The following is a 14,903-nucleotide window of genomic DNA, read 5'->3' as shown; positions in this document are numbered from 1 at the left end:
CTTAAGACTCAGGACCGCGTCGGCGGTCTATCCCGCGGGCATGCTGGCCTCGCCGCCCCGCACACTGATCGACATCCTCGACGAGACCACCCGCCGCCACCCCGAGGCGCCCGCGCTGGACGACGGCACCGTGTGCCTGGACTACCGGTCGCTGCGCGCCGAGGTCGACCGGGTCGCCGCCGACCTCGCCGCGGCCGGTGTCGGGCACGGTTCCCGGGTCGGCGTGCGCATCGCCTCCGGCACCGCCCAGCTGTACGTCTCCATCCTCGCCGTGCTGGCGGCCGGCGCCGCGTACGTCCCCGTGGACGCCGACGATCCGGACGAACGCGCCGAACTCGTCTTCGCCGAGGCCGCCGTGGACGCCGTGCTCGACGGCGGCCCGCCCATGCGGGCCCGGCAGGCGGCCGCCACCGAGCGGCCCACCCCGGACGACGATGCCTGGATCATCTTCACCTCCGGCTCCACCGGCAGGCCCAAGGGCGTGGCGGTGACGCACCGCTCGGCCGCCGCGTTCGCCGACGCCGAAGCCGGCCTCTTCCTCCAGGACCGCCCGCTCGGCCCCGGTGACCGGGTGCTGGCCGGGCTGTCGGTGGCCTTCGACGCCTCCTGCGAGGAGATGTGGCTGGCCTGGCGGCACGGCGCCTGCCTGGTGCCCGCCCCCAGGGCGCTGGTGCGCACCGGCATGGACCTGGCCCCCTGGCTCGCCGAGCAGGGCGTCACCGCCGTCTCCACCGTGCCGACGCTGGCCGCGCTCTGGCCCGCCGCGCACCTCGACGGCATCCGCCTGCTCATCTTCGGCGGCGAGGCGTGCCCGCCCGAGCTCGCCGAACGGCTGGCCGTGCCCGGTCGCGAGGTGTGGAACACGTACGGGCCCACCGAGGCGACCGTGGTGGCCTCGGCGGCCCGGCTGACGGGGGAGGGGCCCGTACGCATCGGGCTGCCCCTGGACGGCTGGGACCTGGCCGTGGTGGACGGCGCGGGCGAGCCGGTCGCCATGGGCGAGACCGGCGAGCTGATCATCGGCGGCGTCGGCCTGGCCCGCTACCTCGACCCGGCCAAGGACGCCGAGAAGTACGCGCCCCTGCCGTCCCTCGGCTGGGAGCGCGCCTACCGCAGCGGCGACCTCGTCCGCGCCGAGCCCGAGGGTCTAGTCTTCGCCGGCCGCGCCGACGACCAAGTGAAACTGGGCGGACGCCGGATCGAGCTCGGCGAGGTGGACGCCGCCCTGAACGCGCTGCCCGGCGTCACCGGCGCGGCCGCGGCCGTCCGGACCGCGGGCGGCGGCCACCAGGTGCTCGTCGGCTACGTCGTGACCGGGCCCGGCTTCGACGCCGGACAGGCCCGCGAACTGCTGGCCGGCTCGCTGCCCGCCGCGCTCGTGCCCCGCCTGGCCCCCGTGGACGCCCTGCCCACCAGGACCTCCGGCAAGATCGACCGGGACGCGCTCCCGTGGCCGCTGGACGGCCCGGCACAGACGGACGCCGGCCTGAGCCCGGCCGAGGCGCTGCTGGCCGAGCAGTGGACCGAGATCCTCGGCGTGCGTCCGCAAGGGCCGGGATCGGACTTCTTCGCCGACGGCGGCACCAGCCTGGCCGCCGCCCGCCTGGTCTCCACCCTGCGGGCCACGCACCCCGACGTGGCGGTCGGCGACGTCTACGCGCACCCGACCCTGGCCGGACTGGCGGAGCTGCTGGCCTCCAGAGGCGGGACGCGGGCCCCCGCGCACGCCGAGGCGGCCGCCCCCATGCCCGTGCGCGCCTCGCTGGCGCAGACCGCGCTGATGATCCCGCTGCTCACCGTGGGCGCGCTGCGCTGGGTCGTGCCGCTGGCCGCCCTGGGCAACCTGCTCGCCCCGCCGTGGGCGCCGACGTTGTCGTGGTGGTGGGTGACGCTGGGCGCGCTGGCGTTCGTCACCCCCATGGGACGCATGGGCCTGTCGGCGGCGGTGGCCCGGCTGCTGCTGCGCGGCGTCCGCCCCGGCGCCCACCCGCGCGGCGGCGGCGTGCACCTGCGGCTGTGGTTCGCCGAGCGGTTCGCCGAACGGCTCGGCGTCCCCGACCTGGCCGGTGCGCCGTGGATGGCCTGGTACGCCCGGCTTCTCGGCGCCACCGTCGGCCCGGACGCCGACCTGCACTCGCCTCCGCCGATCACCGGCCTGCTCAGGCTGGGCAGGGGCGCCTCCGTCGAGCAGGAGGTCGACCTCTCCGGCCACTGGTACGACGGCGACCAACTGCACGTCGGCGAGATCCGCATCGGCGCGGGCGCCACGGTCGGCTCCCGCGCGACCCTGCTGCCCGGCGCGCGCGTCGGCAAGAACTCGCAGGTCGCCCCCGGTTCCGCGGTCGCCGGGACGGTTCCCTCCGGCGAGCGCTGGGCCGGCGTCCCGGCCTTCCGCCAGGGCAAGCCGCGGCGCTCCCGCCCGGCCGGGCGCGCCGCCCGCTCCCGCCCGTGGGTCGCGCTGTACGGGGTGAGCGCGATCGTGCTCAGCCTGCTCCCGGTGGCCGCCGCCGGCGCCGTGCTCGCCGTCCTGGCCGCCTTCGCCGGGGACGAGCCCACGCTCGGCGGCGCGCTGGCCGCCGCCCTGCCCGCCGTGCCCCTGGCCACGCTCGCCGGGATGGCCGCCTTCGCCCTGGTCACGCTGGCCGGCGTACGGCTGCTCGGCCTCGGGCTGCACCCGGGCCACCACCCGGTGCACAGCCGCCCGGCCTGGCAGGCGTGGGTCACCGGCAGGCTGATGGCCTCGGCCCGGGTGTGGCTGTTCCCGCTGTACGCCAGCGTCCTGACGCCGGTGTGGCTGCGGGCGCTCGGCATGAAGGTGGGCCGCGGCGCCGAGCTGTCCACGGTGCTCGCGCTGCCCACGATGACCTCCGTCGGCGACGACGCGTTCCTGGCCGACGACACCATGGTGGCCCCGTACGAGCTGGACGGCGGCTGGATGCGCCTGGCCTCGGCGCGGATCGGCAAGCGCGCCTTCCTCGGCAACTCGGGGATGACCGCCCCCGGCCGCAAGGTGCCCAAGGACGGCCTGGTCGGCGTGCTGTCGGCGACGCCCAAGAAGGCCAAGTCGGGCTCCTCGTACGTGGGCATGCCGCCCATGAAGCTGCGCAGGACCGCCGAGGAGGCTGACCGCAGCAGGACCTACGACCCGCCCGCGCGGTTCAGGGCGGCGCGGGCGCTGGTCGAGTTGTGCCGGGTGGTGCCCGCGATGGGCGTGGTCGCGCTGGCCGTCCTGGCCGTGGCGGCCTTCGAGTGGCTCGCCGCCGGGTACGGCTTCGCCGTCGCCGCCGCGCTGGGCGGCCTGGTCGTGCTGGCCGCCGGGGTGCTCGCCGCGGCCGTCGCGACGGCCGCCAAATGGGCGCTGGTCGGTCGCATCTCGGCCGGGAACAGGCCGCTGTGGAGCTCGTTCGTGTGGCGCAACGAGCTGGCGGACAACTTCGTCGAGGTGCTGGCGGCGCCCTGGTTCGCCCAGCCGTGGCTGGGGACCGCCCCGCTGAACGTGTGGCTGCGCTCCCTCGGGGCACGCATCGGGCGTGGGGTCACGTGCGAGACGTACTGGCTGCCGGAGGCGGATCTGGTGACACTGGGCGACGGCGCGTGCGTCAACCGGGGGTGCGTGCTGCAGACGCACCTGTTCCACGACCGGGTCATGAGCATCGACACCGTGACGCTGGAGGCCGGCGCGACGCTCGGCCCCCATGGCGTCGTCCTGCCGGCCGCGCGGGTGGGCGCGGGCACGACGGTCGGGCCGGCGTCCCTGGTCATGCGCGGCGAGGCGCTGCCCGGCGGCGGCCGGTGGTTCGGCAATCCCGTCTCGGCGTGGCGATGACGCCGTACTTCCCGGGGCACGGCGACCACCGGTACGCGGTCGAGCACTACGATCTGGCGCTGCACTACCGGGTCGCGGCCAACCGGCTCGACGGCACGGCCCGCCTGACGGTCTCGGCCGTCGAGCCGCTCGGCGACCTGGGCCTCGACCTCGGCCACTTCCGCGTCTCGGGCGTCGCCGTGGACGGCCGGGCCGCCCGCCACACCCACGGCCAGGGCAAGCTGCGCCTCAGCCTGCCCAGGCCGCTGGCCGCCGGGGACCGGACCGTCGTCGAGGTGCGGTACGCGGGCACGCCCGTGCCGGTCCGCAGCCCGTGGGGCGGGCTCGGCTGGGAGGAGCTGACCGACGGCGCGATCGTGGCCGGCCAGCCGATCGGCGCGCCCTCCTGGTTCCCGTGCAACGACCGGCCGGACGACAAGGCGCCCTACCGGATCTCGGTGACGACGTCGCCGGCGTACCAGGTGATCGCGAACGGCGTGCTCACCTCCAGGCAGCGGACGGCCGGGACCACCACGTGGGTCTACGAGCAGGCCGAGCCGATGGCGACGTACCTGGCCAGTGTGCAGATCGGGCGCTACCAGCTCTCGGAGGCGGCCGGGACGCGGCTGGCCCATCCCGCGCGGCTGGCCGCCCGCGTCCGGCACGACTTCGGCCGGCAGGGCGAGATGATGGCGCTGTTCGGCGAGCTGTTCGGGCCCTACCCGTTCAGCGGCTACACCGTCGTCGTGGCCGACGACGACCTGGACATCCCGGTCGAGGCGCAGGGCATGTCGATCTTCGGCAGGAACCACGTCGACGGCGCCCGCGGTTGCGAGCGGCTGGTCGCGCACGAGCTGGCGCACCAGTGGTTCGGCAACAGCCTCACCGTGGCCCGCTGGTCCGACATCTGGCTCCAGGAGGGCTTCGCCACCTACGCGGAGTGGTTGTGGTCGGAGCGGTCGGGCGGCCCGCTCGCCGACGAGCACGCGCTGCGCTGGCACCGCAGGCTCGCCGCGCTGCCGCAGGACTTCGCGCTGGCCGACCCGGGCCCGGCCGCGCTGTTCGACGACCGCGTCTACAAGCGCGGCGCGCTGACCCTGCACGCCCTGCGCCGGGCCGCCGGTGACCAGGCGTTCTTCGCCCTCCTGCGCTCCTGGGCCGACAGCCGCCGGCACGGCAGCGTCACCACCGAGGAGTTCGCCGCCCACGCCGAGCGGCACGTCCCGGCGGCCGCGCTGCTGACGGCGTGGCTGCGCGACCGCCCCCTGCCCCCGATGGCGGGCGGCGCGCTGACCCGCGACCGCGGCGCCTGACCGGCCCCGAGCCGCGCACACCGCGCCTACCTGGTCGGACGGTCGCCGGGGTGGCGTCTCGGGGACGGGCGCGTCCGCTCATAGCCTGGTCACATGGTGACCCGGCTCGCTACCTGCAACCTGTGCGAGGCCATGTGCGGCCTCCGCGTCGACCTCGACGGCGACCGGATCACCGGCATCCGCGGCGACGAGGACGACCCGCTGTCGGCAGGCCACCTGTGCCCGAAGGCGGTGGCTCTGCAGGACGTGCGCGAGGATCCCGACCGGCTGCGCCGTCCCGTGGTCCGCACCTCCGGCGGCTGGCGCGAGATCCCCTGGCCGGACGCGTTCGACCTGGTCGCCGCCCGGCTGGCCGGCACCCGTCTCGTGCACGGCGCCGACGCCGTGGCCGTCTACCTGGGCAACCCGGTGGTCCACAGCCTGGGCGCGCTGACGCACGCGCCGCCGTTCGCCCGCCTGCTGGGCACCCGCAACCGCTACTCCGCCGCCTCCCTCGACCAGCTCCCGCACCAGTACGTCGCCCGCCACCTGTACGGCAGCCAATGGCTGCTCCCCGTGCCCGACATCGACCGCACCGCCTACTTCCTGACCTTCGGCGCCAACCCGGCCGTCTCCAACGGCAGCGTGATGAGCGCGCCCGGCGTCGTCCGGCGCATCCGCGAGCTGCGCGCCCGCAGCGGCCGGATGGTGCTGTTCGACCCGCGCCGCACGGAGACCGCCCGGCTGGCCGACGAGCACCACTTCGTCCGCCCCGGCACCGACGCCGCGCTCATCCTGGCCATGGTCGCCCTGATCATCGACGGGGGCGCGGCCCGTCCCGCGCCCTACGTGGACGGGCTCGACCGGCTGGCGCCGGCGCTGGCGGCGTTCACGCCGGAGCGGGCCGCGGCGGTGACCGGCGTACCGGCCGAGGTGATCACCCGGACCGCGGCCGAGTTCGCCGCCGCCCCCAGCGCCGCCGCCTACGGCCGGATCGGCGTGTCCACCCAGCGGTTCGGCACGCTGTGCCAGTGGGGGATCCAGCTGCTGAACCTGGTCACCGGCAACCTCGACCGGCCCGGCGGCACGCTGATGTGCAGGCCGGCCGTCGACCCGGTGCGCAACCGTCTGATCGACCCCGGCCACGAGGGCAGGTGGCGCAGCCGGGTGCGCGGCCTGCCGGAGTTCGGTGGTGAGCTGCCCGCCGCGGCGCTCGCCGAGGAGATCGGCACGCCCGGCGAAGGGCAGGTGCGGACGCTGGTGACCATCGCCGGGAACCCGGTGCGCTCGGCCCCCGGCGGGCACGAGCTGTCGCGCGCCCTGGCCGGGCTGGACTTCATGGTCAGCCTCGACTTCTACGTCAACGAGACCACCCGGCACGCCGACGTCATCCTCCCGCCCACCGACCTGCTCGAACGCGACCACTACGACCTCGTCTTCAACCTGGTCGCGGTCCGCGACCACGCCCGCTACACCCCGGCCGTGCTGCCCAGGACGCCCGGTGCCCGGCACGACTGGGAGATCCTGCGCGAGCTGGCCCGCCGCTACCGCCGCCTGGTCCGCGCCGGCTCACCGGCCGACCGGTTCATGCTGCGGCTCTCTCCGGAGCGGATCGTGGACCTCGGATTGCGGGCGGGGCCGTACCGGCTGAGCGTGGCGCGGCTGCGCCGTCACCCGCACGGGCTGGACCTGGGCCCGCTCAAGCCCAGCCTGCCGGGCCGGCTGCGCACGCCGGGCCGCCGCGTCCAGGCAGCGCCGCCCGTCCTGCTCGACGGCCTCGCCCGCGCCCGCGCCGAACTCCTGGCCCCCGCCTCCGCCGGGCTGCTGCTGATCGGCCGCCGTCACCTGCGCGACGACAACTCCTGGCTGCACAACTCCGCCAGACTGGCCAAGGGACGGCCCCGCCACCACCTGCTCATGCACCCCGACGACCTGCGCGCCCGCGGCCTCACCGACGGCGCGCCGGTCCGGGTGCGCTCCCGCAGCGGCGAGGTGACGGTCGAGGTCGGCGCGAGCGAGGACGTCATGCCCGGCGTCGTCAGCCTGCCCCACGGCTACGGCCACGACCGGCCGGGCGTGCTGCTGTCGGTCGCCTCCACGCTCGGCGGCGCCAGCGCCAACGACCTCACCGACCCCGCCCGCCTGGACGAGCTCACCGGCACGGCGGCGCTCAACGGCGTCCCCGTCACCGTCGAGCCGCTCAGGTGACCGGGACGATCTCCGCGCGGGTCAGCACGCCGTCCTGGACGGTCAGCAGGCCGAGGGTGCCGTGCGGCTGGCGGCGGCGGTCGGTGGGGGAGCCCGGGTTGAAGATGCGCAGGCCGTCGCCCGACTCGTCGAGCGGGATGTGCGAATGGCCGAAGACCACCAGGGCGGCCTCGGGGAAGCGGCGGCGCAGGCGGGCCAGGCGGCCCTTGGCGGGTCCGCTGTCGTGGATCATCCCGATCCGCAGGCCCTCCAGGGTCAGCTCCAGCGTCTCCGGCGCCACCACGTCGGGGCCGTCGTTGTTGCCCTTCACCACGTGCACCGGGGCGTAGGCGGCCAGCTCGTCGAGCACCGCGCGGACGCAGACGTCGCCCGCGTGCAGGATGACGTCGGCCGTACGCAGGTGCTCGGCCACCCGGGGCGGGCAGGAGCGCCACCGGGCGGGCGCGTGGGTGTCGGACAGTGCCACCAGGTTCATCCGGAAGTCATGCCCGTTCCGGGTGCGCATCCTCCAGCCAGGACCGCCAGGCCGCGGCCTGGCCCGTGGGGTCGCCGAACAGCAGGTGCATGGCGAGCATGCTGCCGCCCATGCCCTGGACGAACCGGTAGAGGGCGTCGGACGTGCGGATGCCGACGGACTGGGCGTTGCGGAAGTAGACCACGCCCTCGACCGGCGGCAGGCCGGGCGGCGTGATCCGGACGGCGTCGCCGGGCTCGGGGGTGCCGCCGAGGGCGGCGTGGAGGGACCGCCAGGCGCGCGGCCAGTCGCTCACCGGCGGGCCCGGCTCGGTGAGCGGGGTCGCGGCCCGGCCGGCGAAGTGGCCGAGGTACTCCGTCAGCGTCGCGAAGAACAGGGCCACGCCCGTGGACATCGCCTCGTACTCCTGCTCCCAGTCGTCGCCGGGCAGGAAGCCGCTGGTGACCATGCGGACCAGGGTGCTGCCCTGGCCGCGGGCCTCCAGCAGGAACTCGTAGGCCACGAACCGGCCGTCGGGGCCGGGGACGCCGGAATGGGCGAAGCGCTTGAGCGGCTCCTCGGCGGTCACCCTGGACTCGGGCAGCTCGACCCCGGCGAAAGCGGTGCGGATGGCGCCGCCCTCGACCTCGTTGCGGCCCATGAACCACGAGTCGATGCCGGGCCCGGTGGTGATGGCCTCCCACACCTGCTCGGGCGTCGCCTCGACCAGGGAGTCGAGGGGGATCTCGAACTCGTGCCCCACCTCAGGAGCCCTTCTTCACGGACGGGTGCACGGCGACGATCAGCCGATGATCCCGCCCGCCTTCCGCGGATTCGTCATGATATTTGCTGACCAGCGACGTCACGCACTGCGCCAGCTCCTCGGCGAACGCGGCCCGGTCGGCGGCCGAGGCGAAGCGCACCTCGCCGTCGATGGCGAACGTGGCCACCTTCTTCTGCGCCTTGGCCGCGCCGGTGATCAGCGTGCCGACGTCGCGGACGAGCTGCGCCGCCAGGGCCAGCAGCCAGCGCGCCGACAGCCGGTCGGGAGACCGGGCGGGATCGGGCTGCACCGAGGCCAGCGCGGTGGGGGAGATCACGAAGGAGGCGGCCGTGGCCTGCATCACGCGCTCGGTGACGTTGCCCTTCCTGCGCTCCTCGACCAGCTCGACCAGCCCGTGGCGTTCGAGGGTACGCAGGTGGTAGTTGACCTTCTGGCGGGCCAGGCCCACCTTGGCGGCCAGGGAGGTGGCAGAGCCCGGCTCGACGAGCTCGGCCAGCAACTTCGATCGCATCGGGTCGAGCGACGCCTCCGCGGCCGCCGCGTCTTCGATCACTGCCACTTCGTGCATGCCTGAACGATCGCACCGAAAAAAATCGTTGTCAAGCCAGCCGGGCGGCCTTGCCCTCCAGATAGCGCTGCTCAGGCAGGCTGAGCGTACGCCGGGCCGCCTCGCGGAAGGCCAGCGCCGCCCCCTCGGTGTCGCCCTCCAACTCCAGCAGGTGGGCGCGTACCGAGGCCAGCCGGTGGTGCCCCGAGAGCCGGTCGTCGGCGGCCAGGCCGTCGAGCAGGTCGAGCCCGGCCCGCGGGCCGTGCACCATGGCGGCGGCCACGGCCTGGTTGAGCCGGACCACCGGGTTGTCCTCCAGGCCGGCCAGCACGCCGTAGAGAGCCAGGATCTGCGGCCAGTCGGTCTCGGCGGACGTGGGCGCCTCGTCGTGCACGGCCGCAATCGCCGCCTGCAACTGGTACGGGCCGAGGACGCTGGTGGCCAGCGCCTTGCTGACCAGCTCGACGCCCTCCTCGACGAGCCGCCGGTCCCACAGCGAGCGGTCCTGCTCGGCGAGCGGGACCAGCGACCCGCCCGGCCCGGTACGCGCCGCCCGCCGCGCCTCGGTCAGCAGCATGAGCGCCAGCAGCCCGGCGACCTCGCCGTCGTCGGGCAGCAGCCGGCGGACGAGCCGGGCCAGCCTGATCGCCTCGGCGGTCAGCTCGGGCCGCTGCAGGTCGGGCCCGGAGGTGGCGGTGTAACCCTCGTTGAAGATCAGGTAGAGCACGTGCAGCACCACGCGCAGCCGCTCGGCCCGCTCCTGCTCCGGCGGCGGCCCGAACGCCACCCCCGTGGACCTGATGCGCTGCTTGGCCCGGCTGATGCGCTGGGCCATCGTCGCCTCCGGCACCAGGAACGCCGCCGCGATCTGGGCAGTGGTCAGGCCGCCCACGGCCCGCAGCGTGAGCGCGAGCTGCGAGGGCTCCGACAGCGACGGATGGCAGCACAGGAACAGCAGCGTCAGCGTGTCGTCGCCGGCCGGCGTGCGCTCCTCGCCCGGCGCTGGCTCGACGAACTCGTCGGCCGGGGCGGCGGCCGCCGCGCTCTCCTCCCGCCGCCGGCGCGCGCTCTCACTGCGGAAATGGTCGATGACCCGCCGGGAGGCGACCGTGATCAGCCAGGCCCGCGGGTTGTCCGGCACGCCTTGGTCGGGCCACTGCACGGCGGCGTCCAGGAGGGCTTCCTGGACGGCGTCCTCGCAGGCGTCGAACTGCTCGTAACGGCGCACGAGCACGCCGAGCACCTGCGGCGCCAGCTCGCGCAGCAGCCCTTCGATCACTCCGCCACCTCGTCGATGATCGGCCGCACCTCCATGGCGCACAGCCGAGCGTCCGGCCAGCGCGCGGCGATCTCGGTGGCCCGCTCGACGCTCGCGCAGTCGACGATCAGATAACCCGCCAGGTACTCCTTGGCCTCCAGGAACGGGCCGTCGGTGACGGCGGGCACGCCGTTGCGCACCGTCACGGTCTTGGAGGAGGCCGGGTCGCCCAGCGCCTGGCCGCCGGCCAGCTCGCCGTTGGCCTCCAGCTCCGCCATGAGCGCGTCGACCTCGGCCATGACCTGGTCGAAGCCGTCGGCCACGGCCTGCTGGGCGGCCGGGTTGCTGTAGATGAGCAGCATGTATTTCACCTGCCTCATCCTAGGGTTCCGGGGATTCCGGCCGGGTCAGGCTAGGCGGGTTCGGCCGGCGGCAGGACGGTCCGCGCCGGGCCGGCGGCGCGCGGGACGAAGGGGACGGGCGGTTGTTCGTCCGGGACGGGGAGGACCGGTTGCGGGGGGTGCGCGGCCCGGACGTCCATGTGCAGGCGTAACCGGCTGCCCTGCGGGCTCTGGTCGAGTTCGACCTGGTCGCACAGGTGCTGGATCAGCCACAGGCCGAAGCCGAACCCCGCCGTGTGCGCGCGGCCGTGTTCGGCCGCGGCCAGGTGGGCGGCGCTGAGCAGGCCGGCGTCGTCCGCGACCTCCACGGTGACGCCGCCGGGCTCGTCGAGGCCCACCACGGTGCCGGTGCCGCCGCCGTGGTCGAGGACGTTGGTGACCGCCTCGTTGACCGCCAGCACGAAGTTGTCCAGGGGCTCACCGGACAGCCCGCCGCGGCCGGCGTGCTCGCGTACGAGGCGGCGGATGCCGTCGAGGTCGGTGCTGATGGGACAGCGTAGCTCCGGTTCCATGGCCATGGTCTGATCAGTCCTGCCTGGGTGTGGCGTGGCGGGTCACCCGGCTCTCGATGCTTACCGGGCGGAGGCCCGGCAAACTCGCGGGATCGGTGTCCCGTGGCCCGGCCTCGAAGAGGACGGTCACTGGAGGCGGGCGCCGATGATGCACGTGTCGTCGTCGGTGTCGGAGTTGCTGTGCGTGAGGAGGTGGTCGAGGCGTTGCTCCAGGGTGGCCGCGGGCTGGCGGGCGACGTCCAGGAGCCGCTGCTGGGACTCGTGCAGGTTGACGTCCCGCCGTTCGATCAGGCCGTCGGTGTACATGAGCAGGATGTCGTCGGAGGCGAGCTGGAGGTGCGTCTCCTCGTAGTCGGCCTCGGCGACCGCCCCGAGCAGCAGGCCCTTGGTCATGTCGAGCTCCCTGGCCTGACCGTCGCGGACCAGGATGGGCGGCAGGTGCCCGGCCCTGGCGTAGCGCAGCACGCGCGTGCGGGGGTCGAACAGCGCGCAGATGGCGGTGGCTGTGACGTTCGCGGTCAGGTGGTGGGCGACCAGGTTGAGCCAGGTCAGGAGCTGGCCCGGCCCGGCGCCCGTGGCGGCCAGGCCGCGCAGCGCGTTGCGCAGCACGACCATGCCGGTGGCCGCCTCGATGCCGTGCCCGGCCACGTCGCCGACCGACAGCAGGATCTGCTTGGTGGGCAGCACGACCGCGTCGTACCAGTCGCCGCCGACCAGGTGCTCCTTCTCGGCCGGACGGTAGCGCACGGCGATCTGCAGGTCGAACGCCTCCAGCGGCTCCCGGCTCGGCGGCATGATCGCCTGCTGGAGCTGCAGGGCCAGCCGGTTGCGCTCGGCGGCCTGCTGCTCGGTGTGGGCGAGCTGGTCGCGGGTGGCGGCCAGGGCCACCTCTGTCCAGTGCTGGGATGAGATGTCCTGGTAGGCGCCGCGGATGGCCAGCAGCAGGCCGCTGTCGTCGAAGACGGGCTCGGCGACGACCCTGATGTGCCGTACGGTGCCGTCGGACCGCTGGAGCCGGTAGGCGGTGGAGGCCGGACGGCGATGGTGCAGCACGGCCCGGACGAACCGGCCGATGGCCACGGCGTCATCGGGGTGGGCGTGCGTGGCCAGGCGTTCGAGCGGGATGGGCGGCTCGTCGGCGGACATCCCGTACAGGTCGTGGAGCTGGGCGCTCCAGACGATCTCGCCGGTGAGCAGGTTCTCCTCGAAGCCGCCGATGCGCCCGAGGCGCTGGGCGTGCTGGAGCAGGTTGGCGAGCTGGGCGTCCTGGTCCTGCAGCCGCCAGATGAGCAGCACGCCGTCGCCGAGCCGGATGATCGCGATGCCGGCGACGGTGTGCAACGGGATCTGGTCCACCAGGGCCGTGATCGCCATCTTCTCGGCCCTGAACGTCTCGCCCGTGGCGTGCACGTGCTCGATCCTGGCCAGCAGCGCGCCCTCCTCGGCTGCCAGCGGGTACGCCTCCAGGAACAGGCTCCCGACGACCTCGCCGCGCGGCCGTCCGGCCGGGTCGAGGAAGCGGGGGTTGGCGTGCACGATGCGGAAGTCGGTCAGCCGGCCCTCGGTGCCCAGTTGCGGGCGCAGCACCAGGGCCGCGTCCGGCAGCGCGTCGGCCAGGTCGATCAGCTCGGGCAGGACCTGCGGCTCGTGGGCGGCCTGGTCGGCGGTCTCGAAGGTGTGGGCGCACAGGTCGGCCAGCACCTCGATCTGCTTGATGACCCGCGGGTCGGGCCGCGGCATGGCGTGCGGCCAGCCGATCTCCAGCACGCCCAGGATGCGGCCGCCCGTCCCGGCCGGCGCGGTCGCCCGCGCGCCGGACGTCTGGCGCTGCCCGATCGAGGGCAGGCCGACGGCGGTCAGGTCGTCCAGCCACACCGTGCCGCGGGCCAGCAGCGCGCGGCGGGCCGGCGTGGCCACGCCCGGCGGCACGTAACGCCAGCGCCGGGCCTCCTCGTCGGCCAGCCCCGCGTAGCCGGCCAGGGTGAGCGACGCGTCCGGCCCGGCCTCCCAGATGGCGACCGTCGTCGCGCCCAGCGCGGACAGGGCCTGCTCCAGCAGCGACTGCGCCACGGCCTGCGCGTCGGTGGCGGTCAGCACCCCGTTCTCGGCGGTACGCAGCCGCACCGCCACCTCCGCGGACTCATCGGCGCGGGCCGAGCTCAGGAAGTCGCGCGCGGTCTCGCTGATGCGGTCGTGGGCGGCCTGGTTGATGATGTCGGCGGCCAGTTCCAGCTGCGTCACCCCCGCCTGGTCGGCCAGGGTGGCGAGCTGCCTGGCGGCGGCGGACAGGCTGCACTGCAGGCGCTCGACCAGCACGCCCTTGGCCACCTCGACCAGGGCGCGGCCCTCGGCGGCCCGCTGGGCCTCCAGGATCTGGCTGTGCAGGCGGTCGACCGTCGCGGCCAGGCGGCCGAGATTGGGCGGCTCGATACGCTCCGGCGGTACGGCGGCCGCCGGATCGTGCAGGTGGTGCACTGCGTTGCTCCTCGGGGGGGACGGGTCAGGCGCCGAGCCAGTGGCGGATGCGCTCGACCAGATGGTCGGCCTCGACCGGCTTGGTCACGTAGTCGCTCGCGCCGGCGGCCAGTGCCTTCTCCTGGTCTCCGGGCATCGCCTTGGCCGTGACCGCGATGATGGGCAGGTCGGCGTACTGCGGCATCGTCCGGATGCGGGCGGTGGCGGTGTAGCCGTCCATCTCCGGCATCATCACGTCCATCAGCACCAGGTCGATCCGCGGGTGGGCGACGAGCGTGTCGATGCCCTTGCGGCCGTCCTCGGCGTGCAGCACGTCGATGCCGTGCACCTCCAGCATGCTGGTCAGGGCGAACAGGTTGCGCGCGTCGTCGTCGACGATCAGCACGGTCCGGCCCGTCAGCGACGTGTCGATCTCGGCTCCGGCGAGCTGGTTGACGTTCCCGGCCCTGATCAGCGGCAGCACGTCGCCGGGCTGGTCGGCGGTCAGGTGCAGGGCGATGCGCTCGCGCAGCTCGTCGAGGCTGGACAGCAGCTCCAGCGGCTGCCCGCCCTCACGGGCCTGCAACGGCGCCGCCTGCTGGGAGCTGGCCCGCCAGTTGTTGTAGGCCAGGACCGGCACCGAGTTCAGGGCCTGGTCGCCGTCCATGGCCTCCAGCAGGCGGTAGGCGCTCTGGTCGGGCAGGTCGAGGTCGAGCACGATGCAGTGGCAGGGGTCGGCGGCGAGGGTGGCCGCGGCCTCCTGCGCCCCGGCGGCCGTGACGATCTCGATCGTCTCGTCACTGCCCGGCGCCAGCTCCGTCACCACGCTCTCGGCCACGTGCGACAGCAGTCCCTGCGGGCGTTCCTCGATCACCAGCAGGCGGCGCGGCTGCGGCTGGTGCGACCTGGCCGGGGCGGCCGCGTTCGGCTCGGGCATGGTGGCGGGAGCGGCCCCGACGAGGATCGAGGGGTCGGCCAGGAGCTTCTTCGGGGAGAGCCCGACGAAGTCCGGCCGGGCGATCGGCAGGTAGAGGGTGAAGACGCTGCCCTGGCCCGGGGTGCTCTGCGCCGCGATCGCGCCGCCGAGCAGGTGGGCGATCTCCCGGCTGATGGACAGGCCGAGGCCGGTGCCGCCGTACTTGCGGCTGGTGGTGCCGTCGGCCTGCTGGAACGCGCCGAAGATGGCTT

Annotated in this window: 11 protein-coding genes; 3 read left to right on the top strand and 8 right to left on the bottom strand. The window is 74.7% G+C overall.

What is annotated here, in order from left to right; translation table 11 throughout:
* Positions 1-40 precede the first annotated feature (40 nt).
* The 3 genes from ABZ815_RS50885 (at position 41) to ABZ815_RS50875 (ending at position 7,305) form a co-directional block, all read left to right on the top strand.
* Positions 41-3,826, top strand: coding sequence for a Pls/PosA family non-ribosomal peptide synthetase (locus ABZ815_RS50885; RefSeq protein WP_357710236.1), 3,786 nt, complete (start codon positions 41-43; stop codon positions 3,824-3,826).
* Positions 3,823-5,118: a M1 family metallopeptidase gene (locus ABZ815_RS50880; RefSeq protein WP_357710292.1), complete on the top strand. Its 1,296-nt coding sequence runs from the start codon at positions 3,823-3,825 to the stop codon at positions 5,116-5,118. The genes ABZ815_RS50885 and ABZ815_RS50880 overlap by 4 nt, the downstream gene beginning before the upstream one ends.
* A 93-nt stretch (positions 5,119-5,211) precedes the next feature.
* Positions 5,212-7,305 carry a molybdopterin-dependent oxidoreductase gene (locus ABZ815_RS50875; RefSeq protein WP_357710234.1) on the top strand — a complete coding sequence of 698 codons (2,094 nt, stop codon included), beginning with the start codon at positions 5,212-5,214 and terminating at the stop codon, positions 7,303-7,305.
* Here ABZ815_RS50875 and ABZ815_RS50870 read toward each other — a convergent pair.
* From ABZ815_RS50870 to ABZ815_RS50835, 8 genes are all read right to left on the bottom strand, one after another.
* The gene (locus ABZ815_RS50870; protein WP_357710231.1) at positions 7,298-7,780 is read right to left on the bottom strand and encodes a metallophosphoesterase family protein; all 483 of its coding nucleotides are present in this window, start codon (positions 7,778-7,780) and stop codon (positions 7,298-7,300) included. The genes ABZ815_RS50875 and ABZ815_RS50870 overlap by 8 nt on opposite strands.
* Positions 7,781-7,787: 7 nt before the next feature.
* Positions 7,788-8,522 carry an SRPBCC domain-containing protein gene (locus ABZ815_RS50865; protein WP_357710228.1) on the bottom strand — a complete coding sequence of 245 codons (735 nt, stop codon included), beginning with the start codon at positions 8,520-8,522 and terminating at the stop codon, positions 7,788-7,790.
* 1 nt (position 8,523) lies between these two features.
* Complete coding sequence (locus ABZ815_RS50860; protein ID WP_357710225.1) at positions 8,524-9,111, bottom strand: helix-turn-helix domain-containing protein; 588 nt, start codon at positions 9,109-9,111, stop codon at positions 8,524-8,526.
* 31 nt (positions 9,112-9,142) lie between these two features.
* A complete protein-coding gene (locus tag ABZ815_RS50855; RefSeq protein ID WP_357710222.1) occupies positions 9,143-10,369 on the bottom strand; it encodes a sigma-70 family RNA polymerase sigma factor in 1,227 nt (408 codons plus the stop codon).
* Positions 10,366-10,710 carry a YciI family protein gene (locus tag ABZ815_RS50850; protein ID WP_357710289.1) on the bottom strand — a complete coding sequence of 115 codons (345 nt, stop codon included), beginning with the start codon at positions 10,708-10,710 and terminating at the stop codon, positions 10,366-10,368. The genes ABZ815_RS50855 and ABZ815_RS50850 overlap by 4 nt, the downstream gene beginning before the upstream one ends.
* A gap of 50 nt (positions 10,711-10,760) precedes the next feature.
* On the bottom strand, positions 10,761-11,261 hold the full coding sequence (locus tag ABZ815_RS50845) for an ATP-binding protein (protein ID WP_357710220.1): 501 nt from the start codon (positions 11,259-11,261) through the stop codon (positions 10,761-10,763).
* A gap of 126 nt (positions 11,262-11,387) precedes the next feature.
* Positions 11,388-13,736, bottom strand: a complete 2,349-nt coding sequence (locus ABZ815_RS50840; protein WP_357710217.1) for a SpoIIE family protein phosphatase — start codon at positions 13,734-13,736, stop codon at positions 11,388-11,390.
* Between the two features lie 25 nt (positions 13,737-13,761).
* The coding region (locus ABZ815_RS50835) for a response regulator (RefSeq protein ID WP_357710214.1) at positions 13,762-14,903 on the bottom strand (1,142 nt) is incomplete at its 5' end.

The sequence above is a fragment of the Nonomuraea sp. NPDC047529 genome (genome assembly GCF_040642995.1).
Classification (GTDB): Bacteria; Actinomycetota; Actinomycetes; order Streptosporangiales; family Streptosporangiaceae; genus Nonomuraea.
Note: the sequence above shows the minus strand (reverse complement) of the source record. Positions and strands in the feature narration are given on the sequence as shown.